Below are 23,934 nucleotides of genomic sequence, written 5' to 3' on the forward strand. Positions count from 1 at the left end.
TCTGTAAATAAAGAAGGTGGTTTTTTTGTTGCTCATATTTAAAATGAAAAAAACCGCTCTTGATATTTCAAGAGCGGTTTAAATTTTAAAGTCCCCTTTGGGGATTTAGGGGCTTTTACATCATGCCTGGCATTCCGCCACCGCCACCCATTGGAGGCATAGCTGGAGCATCTTCTTTAATATCTGTTAAAGCACATTCAGTAGTAAGGATCATTCCAGAAACAGAAGCTGCATTTTCTAATGCTACTCTAGTTACTTTCTTAGGATCGATAATACCTGCTTTCATCATTTCAACATACTTTTCAGACTTGGCATCGTATCCGTAATCACCTTTACCTTCAAGTATTTTGGCGATAACAACTGAACCTTCACCACCTGCGTTAGAAACGATAGTTCTTAAAGGAGCTTCAATGGCACGAGCTACAATTTGTAGACCTGTAGCCTCATCTTCATTATCGGTTGACACTTTAGAAAGAACAGATTTTGCTCTTACCAATGCAACGCCACCACCGGCAACAATACCTTCTTCAACGGCTGCTCTTGTAGCGTGTAAAGCATCATCAACTCTATCTTTTTTCTCTTTCATTTCAACTTCAGAAGCAGCACCAACATAAAGTACGGCAACACCACCGGCTAATTTAGCCAAACGCTCTTGAAGTTTTTCCTTATCATAATCAGAGGTAGTTGTCTCTATTTGAGATTTGATCTGGTTAACTCTAGTTTTGATATCTTTTGCAACACCGCCACCATTTACAATAGTAGTGTTGTCTTTATCTATCTGTACTTTTTCGCAAGTACCTAACATGTCTAAAGTAGTGTTGTCTAAAGAGAAACCTCTTTCTTCAGAAATAACCGTACCACCAGTTAAAATTGCGATATCTTCTAACATTGCCTTTCTTCTGTCACCAAAACCTGGAGCCTTAACAGCAGCAATTTTTAAAGAACCTCTTAATTTGTTCACTACCAATGTAGCCAATGCTTCACCATCGACATCTTCAGCTATGATCAATAATGGCTTACCAGATTGAGCTACTGGCTCCAATACTGGTAATAAGTCTTTCATTGAAGAAATTTTCTTATCGAACAACAAGATGTATGGGCTGTCTAATTCAGAAACCATTTTTTCTGAATCGGTAACAAAGTAAGGAGAAAGATATCCTCTGTCAAACTGCATACCTTCAACAACATCAACGTATGTATCTGTTCCTTTGGCTTCTTCAACGGTAATTACACCTTCTTTACCAACTTTACCGAAAGCTTGAGCGATCAAATCACCAATAGTTTCATCGTTGTTGGCAGAGATAGAGGCAACTTGTTTAATTTTCTCGGAAGAATCACCTACTTTTTTAGATTGTTTGGCTAAATCGGCAACGATAGCTTCAACAGCCTTATCAATACCTCTCTTTAAATCCATAGGGTTTGCACCTGCAGCAACGTTCTTTAAGCCTTCTTTTACGATAGCTTGAGCAAGAACTGTAGCGGTAGTAGTACCGTCACCTGCTAAATCATTGGTTTTAGAAGCAACTTCTTTTACCATTTGAGCACCCATGTTTTCTAATGGATTCTCTAATTCAATTTCTTTTGCTACGGTAACACCATCTTTAGTTACTTGTGGAGCTCCGAATGATTTGCTGATAATAACGTTTCTACCTTTTGGTCCTAATGTTACTTTTACTGCGTTTGCCAATGCATCAACACCTCTTTTTAGGCCGTCTCTAGCATCTATATCAAACTTAATATCTTTTGCCATTTTTATTTGTTGTTTAAATTTTGACCCAATGATATGTCTTAGGTCATTAAAATTATTAATTATCTATTTCGTGAAAATTAAAAGGTCTTAGGTTTTATGCCCAAGCCAAATGCTATTTTTAGATAATAGCTAGAATATCACTCTCTCTCATCATCAAGTAGTCCGTACCTTCTAATTTTAATTCGGTACCGGCGTACTTTCCGTAAAGAACTGTATCTCCAACTTTAACGGTAACACTGTCATCTTTTGTACCAGGACCCACAGCAACAACTTTACCTTTCTGTGGTTTTTCTTTTGCGGTATCAGGAATGTAAAGTCCAGATGCAGTTTTAGTCTCAGCTGCCATTGGCTCAATAAGAACTCGGTCTGCCAATGGTTTGATATTAACTTTAGCCATAATTATTAATTTTTAAATTGATTTTTAGTTTTGTGCATATGTAAAGGCAGAAATTATGCCATTGCCTTTTTACTGACAAATTGTAAACAAAAAATGCCAGCTTGTCATAAGCTGGCATTTTAAAATATATTGTAGTGTGTAGTCTATAAACTATCTGAAGGCGTAGCTTCATTTGTTACTGGTGGTGTTACCTCTTCAGGTAATGTTTCAGGAACTACGGTTTCAATGTCGTCACCTTGTAATAATTTAGAATCTGCATCGCCAAAATTGCCTTTAAGTGCAATGTTAGATGCTAAAATTAAAACTATTAATAAACCAGCTAGCGTCCACGTACTCTTATCTAAAAAGTCACCTGTTTTTTTTACTCCGCCAACTACTTGGTTTCCACCTCCGCCAAAAGAAGAGGAAAGTCCGCCACCTTTTGGGTTCTGTACCATGATCACTAATACCAACAATAAGCAAACGACTATGATAAGTATTAGGAAAATTGAAAATGTACTCATTCTAAATTATTTATTATCTTTTCGTAATTTTTCTACCGCCTTAATTCGGTCTGCAAAGAAACTACTTTTTTCTGGATATTTCAAACTTAAAATTTTGTAGGCCTGAATAGCGTTTTTATACTTTTTTTGTTCCAGGTAAACCCTTGCTAAAGTCTCTGTCATTAGCTCGTTCTGGTTAATGGTAGATGACTGTGAAATGTCTATGGTTGTACTTTGTTCCGTAGGTACAATTTTAGGGTTGGAAGCTATGAACTTGTCAATACGATCATATTTCTTTTTGATGGCCTCGTTTTTTACCCTTGGTTTTTTTACAGGTTTATCTGTTGTCTTTTTTTCTTTGACACTGTCTGTATTTTGACTTTCTGCCTCTACCTTGTTTTCTGCAATAACCGTTTGTTGCTTTTTGGTGTCGTCCTCTTTTGAAGGAGTGGAATCTTCTTCAACTGATTTTTCTAATGGTTTTTTGGAGGCAAGGCTTAACCACTCTGAAAAAGAATACTTCTCTTTGGCATCAAAAGTTAGAGGTTTACCAATGTCTAGCGCATTTTCTTCTTCGGTATTATCAGGGTTTTTAGATTGAAACAACTCCGGGTCCAAAATCTGCTCTGCATCTTTTTCGTCTTGTGGTAGGGGGTTGTCTTGAGATGGTGTAATAAAAGAAGGTGTAGGTGCTTCTTCAATAGGATCATTTAGATCTTCAGTTTCTTCAGTGGGGCTACTTTCATTTGTGGTAATTACTTCATCAGAAATGTCAAGAGAATCTGTGTTTTCTTTAGGTTCAGTTGAATGAACTAGTGTTAGGTCTTTATTTTCTTCTTGAACTTCAATGGCGTTATTGACCTCAATTTCGGCAATAGTTGCAGTAGCTGTATCATATTGTAAAAAGTCTCTAGATGTAATGAAATCAAAAAGCACATCTCTATCTGTCGTAAAAGCAGCCGTTGCTTTTAGAGCTTTGTTGTATTTGTAGCTGTTTAAGTTTTTGAGTCCTTTTAAGTGAAGTGCCCGTGCAGCTTGAAAATAAGGATACTCGGCTATAATATCTTCTAAATGTTTGGTATGAATGGGTTCTACCACTTTGGTAGGGTTTTCTAGAAAATATGTAAAGTCCTTAACGTTCATGTAATTACCAGTCTGCCAAAGAGGCGTTGAAAATATCTTGGGTTAGTCTTTCAAAAATTACCTCGTGGGCTTCACTTTTTATAGTTGCTAACTGTGTGTCTGCAGGGTAGTCGTAAAAGAAAGAAAAGCTTTGGTCAAACGCGGCATCTTCTTTCAACTGATTGTAGAACCTGACTTTAACCCGTATAGAAAGCCTGTTTTGCGCTGCTGTTTGCGCTGCAGTTGCAGACATTGGTGAAATTTTATATTCTGTAATTTCACCTTCGTATAGTAAATCTGGATTGCCCGTACTGATCAATTCTAAGCTGGTTTGGTTTTGAATTCTATCTTGCAATGCAAGTGTGAAGTCTCTATCCATACCAGGTTCAAAAGTAGAACCAGGACTTTGAGTGGCATAATTTTGAAAATAATTGACCTTAAAGGTTTTTGCTTCACCCACATTTCCGCCAGTGAAATTGTATACACCACAACTTAAAAATAAAAATACAGGAAGTAGGTATAGTATGGATTGTTTAAGATATCTCATTGAAATGCGATTCATTTAATGTTAAAGGTCGTATTGTTTTATTTTGCGGTAAAGTGTGCGCTCAGAAATACCTAACTCAGTTGCGGCTGCCTTTCTTTTCCCTCTGTTTCTTTCTAATGACTTTTTAATCAATTCTACCTCTTTCTCCTGTAAAGATAGGGTTTCTTCTTCTTGAATTTCTTCGGCAAAATGATATTTGTCTTCGTAAGAATCTTGAATAATAGATGCTTCTTCGTTTTTAGGTTCGGGTAAGTGCAGAACGTTTAAAGAATTATCATCTTGGGTGTCATGATCAAAATCAACATCCTCATCATCTTCATTACCATAGATTTTACGTATAAGGTTTTCATTCTCTTTTTGAACTTTTTGAGAATCATTGTTCTTAAGTAGCTCCATGGTCAACTTCTTAAGATCGTTAAGGTCACCTTTCATATCGAACAAAACCTTGTATAGGATTTCTCTTTCGTTGCTGAAATCACTTTCAGATTTAGAATTGGAAACTACCGCAGGTAAATTGCTTGTATTGTTATTAGGTAAATATCCGTGCAGGGTAGATGCTGTAATGGCTCTGTTTTCTTCAAGGACAGACACTTGTTCAGCAATATTCCTTAACTGACGTATGTTACCCGGCCACCTATATTTGGTAAGTAAAGAAACGGCATGGTCATCTAGTCTGATCGTGGGCATCTTGTATTTCTGACTAAAATCTGATGCAAATTTTCTGAACAATAAATGAATATCGTCTTGGCGTTCACGTAAAGGTGGTATGTTGATTTCAACGGTACTTAGTCGGTAATAAAGATCCTCGCGAAAGCGTTCTTTTTTAATCGCCTCGAACATATTAACATTTGTGGCGGCAACAATGCGTACATCTGTTTTTTGAACTTGGGAGGAGCCAACTTTTAAAAATTCTCCGTTCTCCAATACACGTAATAAACGAACCTGCGTGGTTAAAGGTAGCTCGCCAACCTCATCTAAAAATATGGTGCCGCCATCGGCAACTTCAAAATAACCACTTCTGGTTTGCGTAGCACCTGTGAAAGCACCTTTTTCATGACCAAAAAGTTCACTGTCTATGGTGCCTTCCGGTATGGCTCCACAGTTGACCGCAATATATTTAGCATGCTTTCTGTGAGAAAGCGAATGAATAATTTTTGGTATCGATTCTTTACCTACACCGCTTTCACCGGTAACCAAAACAGAAATATCTGTTGCGGCAACCTGCATTGCTTTTTCTAGAGCACGATTCAATTTTGGGTCTTGCCCAATAATTTCAAAACGTTGTTTTATACTTTGTATGCTTTCCATATAAAATGGCTACTAAAAGTTAATTATTGTCAGAATACCCAACAGCAAGACCTTTTAAGGTTGCTGAAGTGCAATCATTGATTTGAACATTTACAAAATCCCCTATTTTGTAGTTTTCCTTAGGAAAAACAACCACGGTGCTTTGAGAGTTTCTGCCCATCCACTCATTTTCGGATTTTTTAGAGGTTCCTTCGATCAGGACTTCTTGAATTTTACCTACGTGCTTTTCCGTTCTAAATTGACAGTGGCTTCTTTGTAGGGCTATAATTTCAGAAAGACGTCTTTTTTTTATAGGTTCAGGAACATCATCTTCCATTTTTCTACCTGCTAAAGTACCTGGTCTTTCAGAGTAGGCGTACATATAACCAAAGTCATATTTTACATATTCAAGCGCTTTTAAGGTGTCGGCATGGTCTTCCTCTGTTTCTGTTGGAAAACCGCTAATGATATCTTGGGAAATAGCGCAGTCAGGTATTATTTTTCTAATGTTATCTATGAGTTCAAAATACTCTTCAATAGTGTGTAAGCGGTTCATTTCCTTAAGAATACGATTGCTTCCACTTTGAACGGGTAGGTGAATATGGTTGCAAATGTTCTTATGTGCCGCCATAGTCTTTATAACATCCAAGGTCATATCTTGAGGGTTGGATGTTGAAAAACGTATACGCATTTTAGGGTAGGCAAGTGCTACCAAATCTAAAAGCTTAGAGAAATTGGTAGCGGTGGCTTTTTGCATTTCAGATGCATTTTCAAAATTTTTCTTAAGTCCGCCGCCATACCATAAATAACTATCTACATTTTGACCAAGTAATGTAATTTCTTTAAAGCCCTTTTGCGAAAGCTCTTGTATTTCGGTAAGAATGGACTGTGGGTCTCTACTTCTTTCCCTACCTCTGGTAAAAGGGACTACGCAAAAGGTGCACATATTATCGCATCCTCTGGTGATAGATACAAAAGCCGTTACGCCGTTGGTGTTTAATCTAACCGGTGCAATATCACCATAAGTTTCATCTTTGGAAAGAATGACGTTAACGGCATCTCTGCCAGAATCTACTTCTTTAATCAGGTTGGGTAGATCTTTGTAGGCATCTGGTCCAACGACCATGTCCACTATTTTTTCTTCATCTAAAAGCTTGTCTTTTAATCTTTCTGCCATACAGCCAAGAACACCAACTTTTAAATGGGGTCTAGATTTTTTTACTTTATTGTATTCCGTAAGTCTTTTACGTATAGTCTGTTCAGCTTTATCTCTAATAGAACATGTATTTACAAGTACTAAATCTGCTTCTTCTAACGTTTGGGTGGTGTTAAAACCTTCGGTCGCTAGTATAGAAGCTACAATTTCACTGTCCGAAAAGTTCATGGCACAACCGTAACTCTCAATATAAAGATTACGTTTGTTCGTCTCTTTTCCTTCTACTACCAAAGTTGTGCCCTGCACATTTTCGTCTATGGTTTTCTCCATTTTTGTAATACGTTGCGTATAAAATAATTTGGATGGCAAAGATACTATTATAATCAAAAATATGACAAGATGACATGATTATTTAGGTATAGTTTAAGCTTTGCGCTTATTAATTATTTAGATTTAACTTTAAAATAACCACTTACTCCTATGAATTTAGAAAACCTTGCACAGCACATACAAAGTAGACCAGATCTAGATTTTGGTACCATTTTTAGCAGATCAATAGAACTTTTTAAAAAAGTGTGGCTACAAGGCTTCATTACATTATTGTTGACATTTGTAGTTATACTGCCATTTTATATTTTGTTTTACGTGCCAATGATAGCTGCCGGAATTACGGATCGTGAAGCGCTGGAACAGAATGAACTTCCGCCAATGATGGTCATTGCAATGGTAATTTTGCTTCCTGTTTTGCTGTTGGCTATTACCACTATGGCGTTGGCGTTGAATGCGGCTTTTCTAAAGATTTGTAAGCAAAAGGATATGGATGAGGTAGCTAATGATGACTACTTTTATTTTTTTAAGGAAGGTAGATTGGGTAAAGTATTCATTTTGTCCTTATATCTTTTAGGACTCTCACTTTTAGGTGGGCTTGCTTGTGGGTTAGGTGTGTTCTATTTGATAGTGCCTATGTCATTACTACCCGCTTTTTTAGCGTTCTCAAATGATCTGTCACCACTAGAAATGGTTAAGGCAAGTTTTACGTTAGGCAACAAAAATTGGCTGGTTATTTTTGGTCTGGTATTGGTCATGTCGTTTGTGGCACAATTGGGCTTTGTTTTGTGTTGTATTGGTGTATTGTTTACTGTAATGTTGAGTAAAGTACCTGCATACTATATGTATAAGGATGGTGTAGGTTTTAATGAGGTGTCGTAAATTTAACTAGTTGATAACGCAACTATTAGCGGTAGCTTTAATCTATAGGGTACAACCGTTTAAATTTAAAGACCATGAGAAATTTCTTTTTTGTATTGTGTGTAATTGCCACATCGGTATTGGTGTCATGTGATGATGACGGACCGTATGAAGATTACCTTGTAGCTAGACCAATTTTACAAGATGCAGTTTCTTTTAAGGCAGAAGCCGTAGCCGTTACGGAACCTGTGCCCATTGTGACTTCGGGCAAGATATACGCTTACGGAGATTATATTTTTGTGAATGATGTAAATCAAGGTTTTCATGTCATAAATAACCAAAATCCTTCAAACCCAGAGCCTATCGCATTTATTAAATTGGAAGGCAACAATGATATATCTATTAAAAACGATAAGATATATGCGGATAGCTATGGTGATTTGGTGATTTTCGATATTTCGGATATAAATAATATCACCTTAACCAGTCGTATTGTCAATGCCATATATAATAATGATGTTTGGATGTTCAATACAGAATTTCCACAAGCCGATTTTTATGAATACGGAGATATTGATTATGATAAAGATATTGTAGTTGGCTGGGAAGTAAACACGGAAAGGCGCCCTGTAAAGGAGTATGAGGCCAGGTTTGATAGCATCGATGGTGTTTTTGCAGATGTAGCCGAAAATTTTAATAATCAATCGCCAACAACAGGGCAGAGCGGTTCTTTGGCTCGTTTTAAGATTATTGGCAATTATCTATACGTGGTAGATTATAGTGATATTAACATATTTGATATTACCGATGTAGAAAATGTAAAGGTGTTGGATGATGTGCAAGTAGCTTGGGATATTGAGACTATTTATAATCAAGGTGATATACTATTTATCGGAGGTTCACAGGGCATGTATATTTATAGTATTGAAAACCCTCAAAAGCCAGAGTTTATTTCAGAATTTAGGCACGGTACTGCCTGTGATCCCGTAGTCGTTGATGGTGATTATGCATATGTAACGCTAAAAGGCGGTAATTTTTGTGGCACTGCGGAAAGTGGTCTTTACGTTGTAGATGTGTCCAACTTGGAAAATCCAGAATTAAAAGTGATTTATCCAATGGTCGGTCCAAACGGTTTGGGAATAAAAGGAGATACCTTATTTGTGTGTGACGGTACTGCTGGTTTAAAAGTGTATGACAAGAGCAATGCTCCTAATATATCTTTAATCAACACTTTTGAAGATATTGTTGCTTATGATGTTATACCATTATCATCATCTCTTTTGATGATTGGAGAAGGTACCTTGTATCAATACGAATATGTAAACAATGATATTAGGCTGTTAAGTACATTACAGCTGTAAAATTATGAAATGGTTAAAAAAAAGGGGAGGCATTTATAGCCTCCCCTTTTTATTTCGTAAGCTTTAGCTGTTGAAGGCGAGCAATTGGTTTGTTTATAGCTGTGAATTTCATGAAATTACGAGCGTATCTCTGTTGAAATATGGGAAAAAATAAATTCCTGAAATTTCAAAGTATAATTTTTAGTATACATTTGTAAGTATAAACAAGGTTGATGGCGAAAAATTTAGTAATTGTTGAGTCTCCTGCAAAGGCCAAGACTATAGAGAAGTTTTTGGGTAAGGATTTTAAGGTAGAATCGAGCTTTGGTCACATTGCAGATTTACCTTCTAAGGAGTTGGGAGTAGATGTAGAGAATGATTTCACCCCTAAATATATAGTAGATAAAGAAAAGAAGGCTTTGGTTAAAAAGCTTAAAGGTCTTGCGGATAAAGCAGAAACTATATGGCTTGCGAGTGATGAGGACCGTGAGGGAGAAGCCATTTCATGGCACTTGGCAGAAGAATTGGGGCTAGATAAGAAAAAAACAAAAAGAATTGTTTTTAACTCTGTAACCAAGGCTGCAATTCAGAAGGCAATAGAGAATCCGCGAGAAATCAACTTTAATCTTGTAAATGCACAACAAGCTAGGCGAGTTTTGGATCGTTTGGTAGGTTATCAATTATCTCCGGTACTTTGGAAAAAAATTAAACCAGGTCTTTCTGCCGGTCGTGTACAATCTGTAGCCGTAAGGTTGATCGTAGAACGAGAAAGGGATATTGAGGCGTTTGAGCCACAAGCATCATTTAAGATCGCTGCAGAATTTAAGACTGAAGAAGGTAGTGTGTTTTCTGCCAAGCTGAATAAAACCTTTGCTTCTGAAAAAGAGGCCAAGGCATTTTTAGAAAAGAATATTTCTGCAGATTTCTCGGTAAGCAAATTAGATAAGAAACCAGCAAAGAAATCGCCTTCAGCGCCGTTTACAACATCAACATTACAGCAAGAGGCATCAAGGAAATTGTATTTTTCTGTGGGTAGAACCATGCAGGTGGCACAACGTTTATATGAAGCAGGTTTAATTACCTATATGAGAACGGATAGTGTAAACTTGTCCAATGAAGCATTGGCTTCGGCAAAAGAAGCTATTATAAAGAACTATGGTGAATCTTATAGCGAGACTAGAAATTTTACCGGTAAATCTAAAGGGGCGCAAGAAGCCCATGAGGCCATTAGACCTACTGATATGGGCAATCAGTCCCCATCATTAGAACGTGATCAATCTAAGTTATATGATTTAATATGGAAACGTACGGTTGCATCTCAAATGAGCGATGCACAGTTAGAGCGTACCAATGTAAAGATCAAGACCAATAAACATTCAGAAGAATTCACGGCGAACGGTGAGGTGATAAAATTCGACGGATTCTTAAAGGTGTATATGGAAGGCGTAGATGATGAAGATGTTGCCGAAGAACAAGAAGGTATGTTGCCCGCCATGAAAGAAGGTGAGCGTTTGCTAAATAATTTTATCTCTGCGACGGAACGCTTTACAAGACCGCCATATAGATTTACAGAAGCCTCTTTGGTTAAAAAGCTAGAAGAGCTGGGCATTGGTAGACCATCTACATATGCCCCAACAATTTCTACGATCCTTAATAGAGGTTATGTGGAAAAAGGTACAATTGAGGGTACAGAACGTAAGTATCAACAATTGATTTTAACATCAAATAAAATAGAAGAAAAGAACCTTAGTGAAAATGTAGGTTCGGACAAAGGAAAAATGGTACCTACGGATATAGGTATGATCGTTACCGATTTCTTGGTAAGTAATTTTGCCAATATATTAGACTACAACTTTACCGCACAGGTAGAAGAAGATTTCGATGAAATAGCTTCTGGTGATGAAGATTGGAAGAAAATGATGAAAGACTTTTATAAAGATTTTCATCCAAATGTGGTAGATGTTGAAGAAAATGCGGATCGCGCAAGTGGCGAAAGAATTTTAGGTAAAGATCCTAAGAGTGGTAAACAAGTATCTGTACGTTTAGGTAGATTCGGGCCAATGGTTCAAATTGGTACCGTAGATGATGAAGAGAAGCCAACATTCGCCAGTTTATTGCCAGAGCAATCTTTGAATACCATTACTTATGAAGAAGCAATGGATCTGTTTAAGCTTCCTAGAAAATTAGGGGTTTATGAAGGAGAAGAGGTATTGGCCAACGTGGGTAGATTTGGACCTTATGTAAAATTCGGCGATAAATTTATTTCTATGGACAAAGGGGAAAGTGCCTTTGAAATAGAGATGGATAGAGCAATAGAATTAATAGTTGCCAAGCAAAAAGCGGACGCGCCAATTGCGATGTACGAAGAAAAAGAGGTTACCAAAGGCGTTGGTAGGTTTGGTCCGTTCATAAAATGGAACGGTATGTTCATCAACGTTAATAAGAAGTATGATTTTGACAACTTATCAAATGACGATATTGTTGAGCTTATTGAAGTTAAAAAACAAAAAGAAATAGATAAGGTTGTTCAAAACTGGGAAGAAGAAGGTATTCGCATAGAAAAGGCCAGATGGGGGCGCCATAATGTTATTAAGGGCAAGATCAAGGTTGAATTGGCTAAAACGGTAGATGTTACCAAAATGTCGTTGGAAGAAGCTCAGAAATTAATTGAACAAAAAACACCAAAGAAAAAGACAAAAGCCAAGGCTAAGAAAAAAAAGTAATCTATTTTTAAGTCTTTATAAGAGTGTAGTATTTTTATGATTTCTAAACCTATTCAATAATGGCCTTTGATTTTTTAGTTCCGGTATCGGACAAAGTTTTAGCCCATAATGAGTTATTACCAAGTCAATCTATTGGTAAAAACACCTATATACATACTGAAAAGGATGGTTTGCCGGTATTGGCAAATGCCACAGTAGCCATTTTAGGGGTAAGGGAGTCTAGAAATGCATATGAGAAAAAACACGAAAAGCTAGATGTTTCCGCTATACGATTACAGTTCTACAAACTTTTAATAGGAAATTGGAACGCAACTATTGTAGATCTGGGGGATATAGAAGAAGGCGCAACTGTAGAGGATACTTATTTTGTAGTAAAAGAAGTAGTTGCCGGTTTACTTGAAGAAGATATCATTCCTATCATTTTAGGAGCTACACAAGATATTACATATCCTGCATACAGGGCTTTTGATGGTATTAGGGATATGATCAACCTGGTAGCTATTGATAGCAGGTTCGATTTTGGTATAGAAGATGAGCTTATATCTTCGCATTCCTACATGAGTAAAATCATTACGGACAAACCTAATAACCTTTTCAATTTTTCAAATATTGGTTATCAAAGTTATTTTAATGCCCAGGAAGAAATAGATCTTATGGAGCGTTTATTTTTTGATGCCTATAGACTTGGTGAGGTTGCAAATGATATTTCTTTGGCAGAGCCTGTGCTAAGAAATGCGCACATGGTAAGTTTAGACTTGCGATCTGTAAAAGCAAGTGAAATTTCTATGTCGGCAAATTTCTCTCCAAACGGATTTAATGGTAGAGAAATATGTGCAATATCCAGATATGCCGGTATCAGTGATAAAGTGTCTGTTTTTGGATTGTACGAAATGGAGAATACCGTACAATCACAACAGCTAATAGCACAAATAATATGGTACTTTATAGAAGGTATCAATTTTAGGATTAAAGAATCTCCATACACCAAAACAGATGATTTTGTTAAGTATAACGTACCTAGCGAAGATGAAGAGTTGGTGTTCTACAAAAGCTTATTAACAGAAAGATGGTGGACAGAAGTGCCATCTATTTTTACTTCACATACTAAAGCCAATACACCTGCGTTATTACCTTGCACCGAGAAGGATTATGTAGACGCATGTAATCAACAGATTCCTGAAAGGTGGTTCAAGGCCTATAAGAAAGGCTTTAATTAACATAATTTTTTTTAAAGCATTAAAAGACTTTAATACAATATTTTATATAAAACCTAGTTTTAGTTGTTAGAATAAATTATTGTATTCTGAGTTTAAACCATAATCGAAATTTAACCTAAAGTATGAAGAAGCTATTGTTATCCTCTATAGCGTTTGTTTTTTTACTCACAAGTTGTGGGTCTAAACAGAAAGGTGAGCTAACCGGAGTCCAGGGAAAAAAGTGGTATCCAGAAAAACCATATGGAATGGAACTTATCCCAAGGGGTTCTTTTATCATGGGTAAGAGTGAGGAAGACCAAGGAAAATTATTGAATGCACCAACTAAGACAGTTACGGTACGTTCTTTTTACATGGATGATACTGAAATTACCAATAGTGAGTATCGTCAGTTTGTAGAATGGGTAAAAGATTCTATTGTTAGAACCAAGTTGGCCATTTTAGCAGATGAATTAGGTATTGGTCCAGAAGAAGGTGGTATTGGTGATTATGCATTTAAAGATGCAGATACAACAAGAGCATCTGTATATGATAAATATATGTTGGATAATTACTCTGGTATGGGCGAAACAGGATACGAAGGTAGAGCGTTGAGCAAAGATGAAGACCTAGTGTGGGACACATCGGACTATCCAGATGAGTATTATACCGAAATTATGGATTCTATCTATTTGTCTGAAGAAGAATCTTATAATGGTCAACGTACTATTGACGTTAAGCAATTAAAATATAAGTACAGCTGGATGGATATTGAAGCTGCGGCAAGAGCATCTGTAAAAGGAAATACTAGCCGTAAAGACTTTATCAGAACAGAAGAGGTAGAAATTTATCCGGATACTACGGTATGGATCAGAGATTTCTCATACTCGTACAATGAGCCTATGCACAATGATTATTTCTGGCATGATGCGTATAGCGAATATCCTGTAGTAGGTATTAGCTGGCAACAGGCAAAAGCATTCTGTAATTGGAGAACCAAGTTCAAGAATGATGATAATAAGAGTCGTGGAAAGCAGTTCGTAAACCAATTTAGACTTCCAACAGAGGCAGAATGGGAATATGCGGCAAGAGGTGGTATCGAAGGTGGTACTTATCCTTGGGGTGGACCATACGTTATTAGTGATACAGGTTGTTTTATGGCAAACTTTAAACCACAACGTGGGGATTATGCAGCAGATGCCGCTTTATATACGGTAGAAGCTAAATCTTACGAGCCAAATGATTATAACATGTATAATATGGCCGGTAATGTATCTGAGTGGACAAACTCTAGTTACGATCCAAGTGCTTACGATTATGTTTCAACAATGAACCCTAACGGAGGTGATCAATCTAACACAAGAAAAGTTATTAGAGGAGGTTCTTGGAAAGATGTAGCATACTTTTTACAAGTAAGTACAAGAGACTTTGAGTATGCAGATTCAGCTCGTAGTTACATAGGTTTCAGAACAGTACAAGATTATATGGGTGAGGAAGACTCAACACAATAAATAATAATATTAACAGTTTTATAATAAATTCAAATTCATTTTTTAACCAAATCTTTTTTATTAAACCTTAAATTAAATTAAAATCATGGCACAGTCAAAATCCACAAAAAAATTATTTAACATGGCCTACGGCCTTGGAGCATCAGTTGTAATTATCGGTGCATTATTTAAAATTCTTCACTGGGAGTTAGGACCTTTAAATGGTGGTATTCTTCTAGCGATAGGTCTTATAACAGAAGCACTTATTTTTGCGATCAGTGCATTTGAACCAGTAGATGACGATTTAGATTGGTCATTGGTATACCCAGAATTAGCTGGTGGTGAGAGCAAAGCTCCTAAGAAAGCACAAGCTGCTACAGAAGTAAAAGAAGCAGAGGCATCTTTATCTAAGAAATTGGATGACTTATTAAAAGAAGCTGGTGTAGATGCAAATCTTATGGAAAGCTTAGGTACTAGTATCAAGAACTTTGAAGGTGCTGCTAAAGGTATCGCTCCAACTGTTGATGCAATGGAGTCTACTAAGAAATATTCAAGCGAAATGGTTCAAGCTGCAGCTCAAATGGAGTCTTTGAACAGTCTTTATAAAGTACAATTGGAAAGTGCTAGCAAACAAGCTTCAGTTAATGAAGAGGTTGTTCAAAATGCAAGTGCACTTAAAGATCAAATGGCATCTTTGTCTACAAACCTTTCTTCATTGAATGGTGTATATGGTGGTATGTTATCTGCAATGAGCAAAAACTAATTTGGATTTTTACCGACCCGAATCAATTATTAATTAAAAATCTAAATTAAAAATCCATGGCAGGAGGAAAACAATCACCACGTCAGAAGATGGTCAACTTAATGTATTTGATCTTCATCGCAATGTTGGCGTTAAACATGAGTAAAGAGGTGCTAGCGGCATTCGGTATAATGAATGAAAAGCTAGAGACTTCTAACGAAAAGACAACAGCAAGTAACAATGCGTTCTTGGAAAGTCTTGGAACTAAAGCATCTGAAGATGCTGCAAAGTATGACAAGTTATATCAAAATGCTCAGCAGATCAAAGCAATGTCTCAAGAGTATTATGATTATTTGGAAGGACTTAAAAAAGGTATGATGGAAGGGATCGAAGATCCTAAAGATTATGCTCGTATGGATATGTCCGATTACTTAGACCAGAAATTATTTCAAGGTGAAAATTTATCGGAAGACGGTAAGAAGTTCATGAGTAACCTAACAGGTTATAGAGATCAAGTTGCTGCAATAGTACCAGCTGCTTTAAAGCAATCTGTTATCGATCGTTTCCAAACAGGAGATGAGAACGGTAAAGTTGAAAAAAGAGACGGTACAAAGCAAGATTGGATCAACTACCACTACGAAGGGTATCCTTTAGTAGCATCTTTGGCTAAATTAACACAGTTACAAGCTGATGTTAAGATAACTGAAGAAGCAGCTTTGAAATCTATGTTGGCAGGTGAGTTGACCGAGCAAGTTTCTTTAAAGAACTTTGCAACATCTCTTTCGGCTACTAAATCTGCATACTATGCAGGTGAAAAGTACGATGGTAAGATCATTATCAGCAAAACTGATAATTCTTCTACTCCAGTAAGAGCTGAGTTGACTTTAGATGGAAGAAAATTATCTGAAGGTTCTGATTATAAATTAGAGGCAGGTGGTGTTAAAATGTTGATTGGTTCTGGTTCTGCCGGTGATCATGAAGTAAAAGGTACTATCTACTTTAAGCAAGACGGTGAAGAAATTCCTGTTGAGGTTAATAACTCTTTCGCAACGATTTCTAAGCCAAATGCTGCTTTGATCGCTGCAGATAAAATGAATGTTGTTTATAGAGGTGTTGCTAACCCAATGTCTATCTCTATACCAGGTATACCTAACAATAAGGTTAGAGCATCTGCTCCAGGTCTTAAAGCGGTAAGTGGTAGTAAGTATGTAATGACACCAGGTACTGGTAGAAATGTTACTATTACAGCTTCAGGTACATTGCCAGATGGTCAGTCTGTATCTTCTAAGTCTGAATTCAGAATTAAGGATATTCCAAGGCCAGAAGGTAGCATAAGCAAGCAAACAGGTAGTCTTAAACTTCCAAAGAGAAATGTTGAGATCGCTACTATAGGTGCTGGTTTAGAAGACTTCGATTTTGATTTGAACTTAGCGGTAAGCGGTTTCAAATTCAAAGTACCAGGTCAGCCAACCGTTTCTGTTAGAGGAAACAAAATGAATGCTAAGGCTAAACAAGCTTTATCACGTGCTAAAAGAGGAGATGTTGTACAAATATTCGATATCGAAGCTTATATCACAAACAATAAGAGTTACAAGTTAAAGAAAGTATCTCCAGTAGTAGTGGAGATTACAAACTAAATAAATGGAATGATACCGGGTAAGCCCTATGGTCTTGCCCGGTTAATTTTAAAGTGAAACAAACATGAATTGGAAAAATGTTTTAGTAATGGGAGCGGTAACAATGTTACCTTTATCAATGATGGCCCAGGCAAATGTATTGAACGCAAAGAAACCTAGTGAGGTTGGTATTCGTACAGAAGCTCAAAAGGCTGTGGATAATGATGCTCCATTAGAATATGGTTATGTAGATGATAGGGATATACTTTGGTCTAAAACTTTATGGGAGACCATTGATTTAGATGAGAGAGTAAACTTCCCATTATACTACCCAACAGATACTATGGATATTGGACCAGATAGAAGGTCATTATACCACGTACTGGTTAAAAATTTAAAAAGTGGAAAATTAGATACTTATACAGATTCTTATTTTACACAAAAAAGAACTTATGCAGATTTAAAAGATGCCTTGCAAATGGTTGATACCCTAGATTATGGGTATGAGCAAATGAATGCAGGTGAAGCTGTTTCTGAAGAGTATATTACTCGTAGAACTATTTCTGCAGCGGATATTGAAGAATATCATATAAAAGGAATTTGGTATTTTGATAAAAGACAAGGAGAGTTAAAGTACCGTCTTTTAGGTATTGCTCCTGTTGCTCCGGATGTTAACTTTATGGACGACGAAAATCCAGATATGGTTGAGCTTTTTTGGGTATGGTACCCAGATGCGCGTGAAATGTTGCACGAGGCTAAACTATTTAACTCCCAGAATTCTGCACAACCCATATCATTTGACATGTTGTTGAATGCACGTAGGTTTGATGCTGTTATTTATAAAGAAGATAACGTTCAAGGAGATAGAAATATTGATGATTACATTTCTGATAATGCTTTGTTCCAATTGTTGGAAGCAAAAAGAATCAAAGAAACTATTAGAGATAAAGAACAAGACATGTGGGCTTATTAAGCTTGCTGAAAATCCAATTCACATAAAAAAGACCCGATCTACAGATCGGGTCTTTTGTTTTATATACTGTTTCATACATTGTAAGTACATTTGTGGTATGGTAGATTATATGATTGTTGGTCTAGGTTTGGCAGGTACTGCCTTTTGTGAAAACCTACGCAGAAATAATAAGACTTTCGTAGTGTTTAATGACCGTTCGCAAACATCCTCTAGGGTTGCAGGTGGTTTGTACAATCCTATAATTTTAAAAAGGTTTACACTCTCATGGCGGGCAGATGAGCAATTACCTGTGGCTACGGAATTTTATAGCGGGTTAGAGCAATTTTTAAATGTAAGGTTTGATGAAAAATTAAATGTACTCCGAAAATTCGCTTCTATTGAAGAGCAAAATTTGTGGTTTGAAGCTGCCGATAAAAACAAGTTAAAGCCCTTTTTGGATGTTGCCTTGGCGCAAAACGATAATGCAGCCCTTAACATCCCTTTTCAATTTGGTAAAGTATTACAAACAGGTAAACTGGATACTAAATTCTTATTTGATACTTATGAGAAATGGCTAAGTGAAAATGATAAAATTTACGCACAGACATTTCATTATGAGCAATTGAAAATTGAAGAGAATTGTGTTGTATATCAAAATGTAAAAGCTAAAAACATTGTATTTACCGAAGGGTACGGTATGGTGTGTAATCTGTTTTTCAATTATTTGCCAATGCAGGGGTCTAAAGGAGAATATATTGTAATCAAGGCAAAAGATTTAAATGAGAGGAATATTATTAAATCATCTATTTTTTTAATTCCGCTTGGTGATGATCTATACAAAGTGGGTGCTACCTACAATAGAGAACAAAAAGACAATATTACTACAGAGAAAGCCAAGAATGAACTTATAGAAAAACTTAATGGCCTTTTAAAGTGTAATTATGCCGTGGTTGATCATGTAGCAGGTATGAGACCTACGGTAAAAGATAGAAGACCATTGGTGGGGCAACATCCTAAACACAAAAACTTATGGGTGCTGAACGGTTTTGGATCTCATGGTATTACCATTGCACCGTGGGCGGCCAAATCTCTTTATGATCATATTGAAACAAAAGCACCGCTATTGGCAGAAATGGACATAGCCCGGTTTACTAATGACTAGTGTTGTGTAAAGTAGCCTTGGCATCATACTTCACGAACATATTGATCCAAATATTTCTAGAAATTCTCATGATTACAGGCATAAAAACGACCAGGGTTCCAATTATCGCAATAAAAGTGGTGATGAGGCTAGCTCCAAGAAAAAGATTGGCAATGACAAAAGCTGCAACGGCAAAAGCAATACCTACTGCATAACTAACATACATAGCGCCATAAAAGAAAGAAGGCTCAATTTTATATTTTAGGTCGCAATGACCACATCTATCATGCATTTCAAAAATTTTGCCCATATGATATGGGTTTTTGTCCACATACATACTTTCTTTATGGCATCTGGGGCAACTTCCTGTTAAAATACTGTAGAGTTTGTTTCCTTTTTTTAACATTTGCAAAACTTTATACTAAGGTACGATTTTAAGGCATTTTTCTTGTCTTATATCTATTTGAAGAAAAGATAATTAAGCATGTATGTATAGATAATTTTTATCTATATCCAAGGCTAACAAGAAGAATTAGAATTTATGTTAAACGTTCACAACCTATCTGTCTCTTTTGGAGGAGAATATCTATTTGAAGAAATTTCATTTCGCTTAAATGCCGGTAATAGAGTAGGGTTAGTAGGTAAAAACGGTGCAGGTAAGTCAACCTTATTAAAACTGCTTAATAAGGATATGGCTTTGGATACCGGAGTAATTGCGGTTGAAAAAGACATAAAAATTGGTTTTTTAAGACAGGATATAGATTTTGTTCAAGGCAGGTCGGTTTTAGAAGAGGCTTATCAAGCTTTTGAAGAGATCAAAGCTCTAGAGTTAAAGTTAGATGAGATTAACCATCAATTGGCAGAGCGTACAGATTATGAATCAGAATCGTACAATCAATTAATAGTAGATTTAAGTGATATTACCCAACATTATGAAATTTTGGGAGGATATAACTACCAAGGAGAGACAGAAAAAATACTGCAAGGTTTAGGTTTTAAAAGAGAGGATTTTGATAAAAAGACCGAAACTTTTTCCGGTGGATGGCGAATGCGTATAGAACTTGCAAAACTACTGCTGCAAAGTAATGACGTGTTGCTCTTAGATGAGCCTACCAACCACTTGGATATAGAATCCATTATTTGGTTTGAGCAGTTTTTAAATAATTATACCGGTGCTGTTGTAATTGTTTCTCATGATAAAATGTTCTTGGATAATGTAACCAATAGAACCATAGAAATATCTTTAGGTCGCATATATGATTATAATAAGCCATACACCCAGTATTTGGTTTTAAGGAATGAAATCAAACAACAACAAATTAATGCACAGAAGAATCAAGAGAAAGAGATTCAGCAAGCAGAGCGTTTAATAGAGAAGTTTAGGGCAAAATCTACCAAGGCTTCTATGGCGCAATCCTTAATAAAGAAGCTTGATAAAATTGAACGTATTGAAGTTGATGAAGATGACAACAGTGTTATGAGTCTGCGTTTTCCTGTATCCGTCACCCCTGGCAAGGTAGTGGTTGAGATAGAGGAGCTTTCTAAGTCTTACGGTAAGAATTTGGTTTTAAACGATATTAATTTGCTCATTGAACGTGACAGCAAAACGGCTTTTGTTGGGCAGAACGGACAAGGAAAATCTACCCTGGCTAAAATTATAGTTGGTGATCTGGAACATGAGGGTCACTTAAAATTGGGGCATAACGTGCAAATAGGATATTTTGCTCAGAACCAGGCAGAGTATTTAGATGGTAATAAGACCATACTTGATACCATGATAGATGCCGCCAATGAAAAGAATAGAAGTAAGGTTAGAGATATTTTAGGGTCATTTTTGTTTAGGGGAGATGAAGTTGATAAATACGTTAAAGTTTTGTCCGGTGGTGAGCGTAACCGTTTGGCTTTGGCAAAGATGTTATTGCAGCCATTTAACGTACTTGTAATGGATGAGCCTACCAATCACCTGGATATCAAATCTAAAAATGTACTAAAACAAGCCTGTTTAAATTTTGAAGGCACCTTAATTTTAGTTTCTCACGATAGAGACTTTTTACAAGGACTTACCAATAAAGTCTATGAGTTTAAAGACCAAAAGATTAGAGAATATTTGGGCGATGTAGATTTTTACTTGGAGCAACGCAAAGTAGAGGATTTTAGGGCAATTGAGAAAAAACAGACCGTTGTTGCCGAAAAGGAGAAGCCAAAAGCAACCACATCATTTCAAGATCAGAAAAAAATAAAGAGTTTAAAAAATCAATTAAGCTCTGTAGAGAGTAAAATTGGTTCTTTAGAAAAGGAGATCAATGAGATCGACCATAATTTGTTGGTAGACTATGATGCTACTATCGCTGAGCCTAATTTCTTTGATGGATATCAAGCCAAAAAGAAGAAATTAGAGACGTTAATGCAAAAGTGGGAAACGCTAACTATTGATATTGAGGAGTTAACATAATTCAGTTTTGTCTCACCACAGATTTAGATAGTTTCACCACAGATTTAGCTACTTTCACAACATAGCAGGGTAAATCAACGATAAAATTTCAGTTTTCAACGTTATTAGTTCAAATTTGTAGGATAATTCCTAGTTGAATACATTTACCAAACCACCATCATATGAAAAAACTATACTATTTAAGTTTCAGCTTATTATTTCTGACAACAGTTTGTTTTGCAGAAGTATCTAAAAAAGAGAAAAAAGCATTAATTGATCTTTACGAAACTACCAATGGTAAGCATTGGGTAAAGAAATGGGATCTGAATGCACCAGTTTCTAAATGGCACGGTGTTAAGGTAGAAAATGACAAGGTAGTTGAAATCAACTTGTTTCATAATAATCTTATGGGGTCTTTATCCTCGCAAATAGGTGACCTTGAGAACCTAAGAGTATTGAATCTTGCATTTAATTCAATAACAGGTAAGTTACCGGTAGAAATTGAAAACCTATCCAATTTAAAAATATTAAAGTTAGAAATGAACAGGCTAAATGGTGAACTACCAGAAGGTATTGGTAGCTTGTTACAACTAGAGGAACTTTCTGCTTTCAATAATTTTTTCACAGGGGAGATTCCTTCTACGGTTGGTAATTTAAAAGGATTAAAGGTGCTTAACCTTTCTAGTAATGAATTCATTGGTGATATACCAAGTTCATTGGGTGCGTTATCTCAATTAGAGACTTTGGGTCTTTTTGAAAATAGATTAGAAGGAGCTATTCCAAGAGATATGGGTAACCTTAGTAATTTAAAGGAATTGGTATTGGCGAACAATAGACTTATAGGTGATATTCCCAACGAGTTTTCACAACTGGCTAGCCTAGAGGTATTTCAAATTCAGAACAACAATTTTAGTTCTTTTAAAGCTTTAGAGCTTTTGGAAACTAAAGAGTATTTGGTTTTTGATTACGATAAAGAAGACGATAAAATAGAATTTAAGGATATAAACTTCAGTAGAACCAGAATGGCGGATACGAAGTTTGAAGATATAGAAGAGTAAGAGTAGTTTACACTTTTAGTTAGTTTGGTGAAAGAAAGAGATGTTGAACAGCATCTCTTTCTTGTTTTTGTACCATAAAGGTTCAGCTATATATCATAAATGTATTTTTTGCACGTTATAATAAAAGTACTTTTTACACTAAAGTAGGTTTGTACTTGTTTAAGCTGTGAAATGTGTATTTAAAAAGCCCCCAAACCTTAATATTTTCAGTATGAAAAATGTTATTAATTTTACCTGCATAGTGCTTTTCATGACCTGTAGTTATTTGGTCAATGCACAAATACCTGAAAAGGAGAAACAATATTTAATAGATTTCAATAATAGCACCGTTGGTGAACAGTGGCAGCGTAAATGGGATTTGAAGTCCGATCCAGCAACTTGGCATGGAGTTGAGGTTGCAAACGGTCATGTTGTTGGTTTAAAATTATATCGCAACAATTTAACTGGTGCTATTCCAAATGGTATTTCCGCGCTTTCTCATTTAAAATCATTGAACCTTGCTTTTAACGTGATTGAAGGTGAACTGCCTAAAGATTTGTTTAGTTTACAAAAGCTGTCCTCATTGCGTTTAGAAATGAACAAAATATCAGGGACTTTGCCCCAAGATTTTTCAAAAATGGCAGCATTGGAAGAACTTTCTATGTTCAATAATCTGTTTCAAGGTGAAATTCCTGAGGGTATCGGTGAAATTTCTAATCTAAAGACCTTAAACCTTTCCAGTAATTATTTAGAAGGAAGTTTGCCCAAGTCGCTTGAAAAACTTGAGAAATTAGAGCGTTTAGAGTTATTTGGTAATAAGTTGGCAGGAGCAATTGAAGTAGATTTAGGACGTTTGGTGAACTTAAGGGAAATAATTCTTTCTTATAATAAATTTGAAGGCGATTTGCCTAGTGGTATGGCAACATTGAGTAACCTAGAATTTGTACAATTGCAAGGCAATGATTTTAGGTCTCTAAACTCATTGTTAAGAATGCAAAGTACTAAACTTGCCGTGTTTGATAGTGATGACGAATTTTTGAATTTAAAATTTGGTACAGGCGAAATAAATAGAACACGTATAGTAGATACCAAATATGAAGATGCAAAGCGAAATTAAATAGCTTAAAAATACTAAGGGAAAGGGATGTGAGAGCATCCCTTTTTTGTTTTATACCTACCGTAAAGTCAATATTTTTTATGATTACTTTAACCATAAAGGCTTTCAATGCCAGAAGTGTTTTTTTGTAGTTTCGCCGATGATTAAATGATTTCCAAAAAATTCTAGTTAAAGTCTATTTAAAAAAGCTATTCTGTTTTAACAATATTTTGATGATTACCCT

At 36.1% G+C, this 23,934-nt stretch carries 20 protein-coding genes; 12 read left to right on the plus strand and 8 right to left on the minus strand.

From position 1 onward, the window contains the following. Positions 1-115 precede the first annotated feature (115 nt). From groL to miaB, 7 genes are all read right to left on the minus strand, one after another. Positions 116-1,750, minus strand: coding sequence for a chaperonin GroEL (groL, locus tag I600_RS13595; protein ID WP_058105064.1), 1,635 nt, complete (start codon positions 1,748-1,750; stop codon positions 116-118). Positions 1,751-1,868: 118 nt separating this feature from the next. Continuing rightward, positions 1,869-2,147 carry a co-chaperone GroES gene (locus tag I600_RS13600; RefSeq protein WP_036156781.1) on the minus strand — a complete coding sequence of 93 codons (279 nt, stop codon included), beginning with the start codon at positions 2,145-2,147 and terminating at the stop codon, positions 1,869-1,871. A gap of 143 nt (positions 2,148-2,290) precedes the next feature. Further along, complete coding sequence (secG, locus tag I600_RS13605) at positions 2,291-2,650, minus strand: preprotein translocase subunit SecG (protein WP_058105065.1); 360 nt, start codon at positions 2,648-2,650, stop codon at positions 2,291-2,293. Positions 2,651-2,656: 6 nt separating this feature from the next. Beyond that, a complete protein-coding gene (locus I600_RS13610) occupies positions 2,657-3,772 on the minus strand; it encodes a hypothetical protein (protein WP_058105066.1) in 1,116 nt (371 codons plus the stop codon). 4 nt (positions 3,773-3,776) lie between these two features. Further along, entirely contained in the window at positions 3,777-4,298 is a 522-nt protein-coding gene (locus tag I600_RS13615; protein ID WP_058105067.1) for an LptE family protein, read from the minus strand. A 21-nt stretch (positions 4,299-4,319) separates the two neighbouring features. After that, on the minus strand, positions 4,320-5,606 hold the full coding sequence (locus I600_RS13620) for a sigma-54 interaction domain-containing protein (RefSeq protein WP_058105068.1): 1,287 nt from the start codon (positions 5,604-5,606) through the stop codon (positions 4,320-4,322). A gap of 19 nt (positions 5,607-5,625) precedes the next feature. Then, positions 5,626-7,071: a tRNA (N6-isopentenyl adenosine(37)-C2)-methylthiotransferase MiaB gene (miaB, locus tag I600_RS13625; protein ID WP_058105069.1), complete on the minus strand. Its 1,446-nt coding sequence runs from the start codon at positions 7,069-7,071 to the stop codon at positions 5,626-5,628. Between the two features lie 150 nt (positions 7,072-7,221). Between miaB and I600_RS13630 the strand changes: the two genes are divergently transcribed. The 9 genes from I600_RS13630 to I600_RS13670 all read left to right on the plus strand — a co-directional run bounded on the left by I600_RS13630 (position 7,222) and on the right by I600_RS13670 (position 19,147). Continuing rightward, a complete protein-coding gene (locus tag I600_RS13630) occupies positions 7,222-7,950 on the plus strand; it encodes a hypothetical protein (RefSeq protein WP_058105070.1) in 729 nt (242 codons plus the stop codon). A gap of 74 nt (positions 7,951-8,024) precedes the next feature. Further along, entirely contained in the window at positions 8,025-9,290 is a 1,266-nt protein-coding gene (locus tag I600_RS13635; protein WP_058105071.1) for an LVIVD repeat-containing protein, read from the plus strand. A 212-nt stretch (positions 9,291-9,502) separates the two neighbouring features. Beyond that, on the plus strand, positions 9,503-11,992 hold the full coding sequence (topA, locus tag I600_RS13640) for a type I DNA topoisomerase (RefSeq protein WP_058105072.1): 2,490 nt from the start codon (positions 9,503-9,505) through the stop codon (positions 11,990-11,992). A 59-nt stretch (positions 11,993-12,051) separates the two neighbouring features. Continuing rightward, on the plus strand, positions 12,052-13,209 hold the full coding sequence (locus tag I600_RS13645) for a formimidoylglutamase (RefSeq protein ID WP_058105073.1): 1,158 nt from the start codon (positions 12,052-12,054) through the stop codon (positions 13,207-13,209). Positions 13,210-13,331: 122 nt separating this feature from the next. Continuing rightward, the gene (gene porK, locus I600_RS13650) at positions 13,332-14,696 is read left to right on the plus strand and encodes a T9SS ring complex lipoprotein PorK/GldK (RefSeq protein ID WP_058105074.1); all 1,365 of its coding nucleotides are present in this window, start codon (positions 13,332-13,334) and stop codon (positions 14,694-14,696) included. Positions 14,697-14,781: 85 nt separating this feature from the next. Then, positions 14,782-15,438, plus strand: coding sequence for a type IX secretion system motor protein PorL/GldL (gene porL / locus I600_RS13655; protein ID WP_058105075.1), 657 nt, complete (start codon positions 14,782-14,784; stop codon positions 15,436-15,438). A gap of 56 nt (positions 15,439-15,494) precedes the next feature. Next, positions 15,495-17,054: a type IX secretion system motor protein PorM/GldM gene (porM, locus tag I600_RS13660; protein WP_058105076.1), complete on the plus strand. Its 1,560-nt coding sequence runs from the start codon at positions 15,495-15,497 to the stop codon at positions 17,052-17,054. A gap of 64 nt (positions 17,055-17,118) precedes the next feature. Next, the gene (gene porN / locus I600_RS13665; RefSeq protein ID WP_058105077.1) at positions 17,119-18,006 is read left to right on the plus strand and encodes a type IX secretion system ring subunit PorN/GldN; all 888 of its coding nucleotides are present in this window, start codon (positions 17,119-17,121) and stop codon (positions 18,004-18,006) included. 97 nt (positions 18,007-18,103) lie between these two features. Continuing rightward, positions 18,104-19,147 carry an NAD(P)/FAD-dependent oxidoreductase gene (locus I600_RS13670; RefSeq protein WP_058105078.1) on the plus strand — a complete coding sequence of 348 codons (1,044 nt, stop codon included), beginning with the start codon at positions 18,104-18,106 and terminating at the stop codon, positions 19,145-19,147. Here I600_RS13670 and I600_RS13675 read toward each other — a convergent pair. Continuing rightward, a complete protein-coding gene (locus tag I600_RS13675; RefSeq protein WP_058105079.1) occupies positions 19,137-19,532 on the minus strand; it encodes a DUF983 domain-containing protein in 396 nt (131 codons plus the stop codon). The genes I600_RS13670 and I600_RS13675 overlap by 11 nt on opposite strands. Before the next feature lie 135 nt (positions 19,533-19,667). Here I600_RS13675 and I600_RS13680 point away from each other — a divergent pair, with 135 nt between their 5' ends. The 3 genes from I600_RS13680 to I600_RS13690 all read left to right on the plus strand — a co-directional run bounded on the left by I600_RS13680 (position 19,668) and on the right by I600_RS13690 (position 23,711). Next, the gene (locus I600_RS13680) at positions 19,668-21,578 is read left to right on the plus strand and encodes an ABC-F family ATP-binding cassette domain-containing protein (RefSeq protein WP_058105080.1); all 1,911 of its coding nucleotides are present in this window, start codon (positions 19,668-19,670) and stop codon (positions 21,576-21,578) included. 161 nt (positions 21,579-21,739) lie between these two features. Continuing rightward, positions 21,740-22,615 carry a leucine-rich repeat domain-containing protein gene (locus tag I600_RS13685; RefSeq protein WP_058105081.1) on the plus strand — a complete coding sequence of 292 codons (876 nt, stop codon included), beginning with the start codon at positions 21,740-21,742 and terminating at the stop codon, positions 22,613-22,615. 211 nt (positions 22,616-22,826) lie between these two features. Then, positions 22,827-23,711, plus strand: a complete 885-nt coding sequence (locus I600_RS13690; RefSeq protein ID WP_058105082.1) for a leucine-rich repeat domain-containing protein — start codon at positions 22,827-22,829, stop codon at positions 23,709-23,711. Positions 23,712-23,934: the final 223 nt, after the last annotated feature.

It is taken from the genome of Maribacter dokdonensis DSW-8, from assembly GCF_001447995.1.
GTDB classification, from domain to species: domain Bacteria; phylum Bacteroidota; class Bacteroidia; order Flavobacteriales; family Flavobacteriaceae; genus Maribacter; species Maribacter dokdonensis.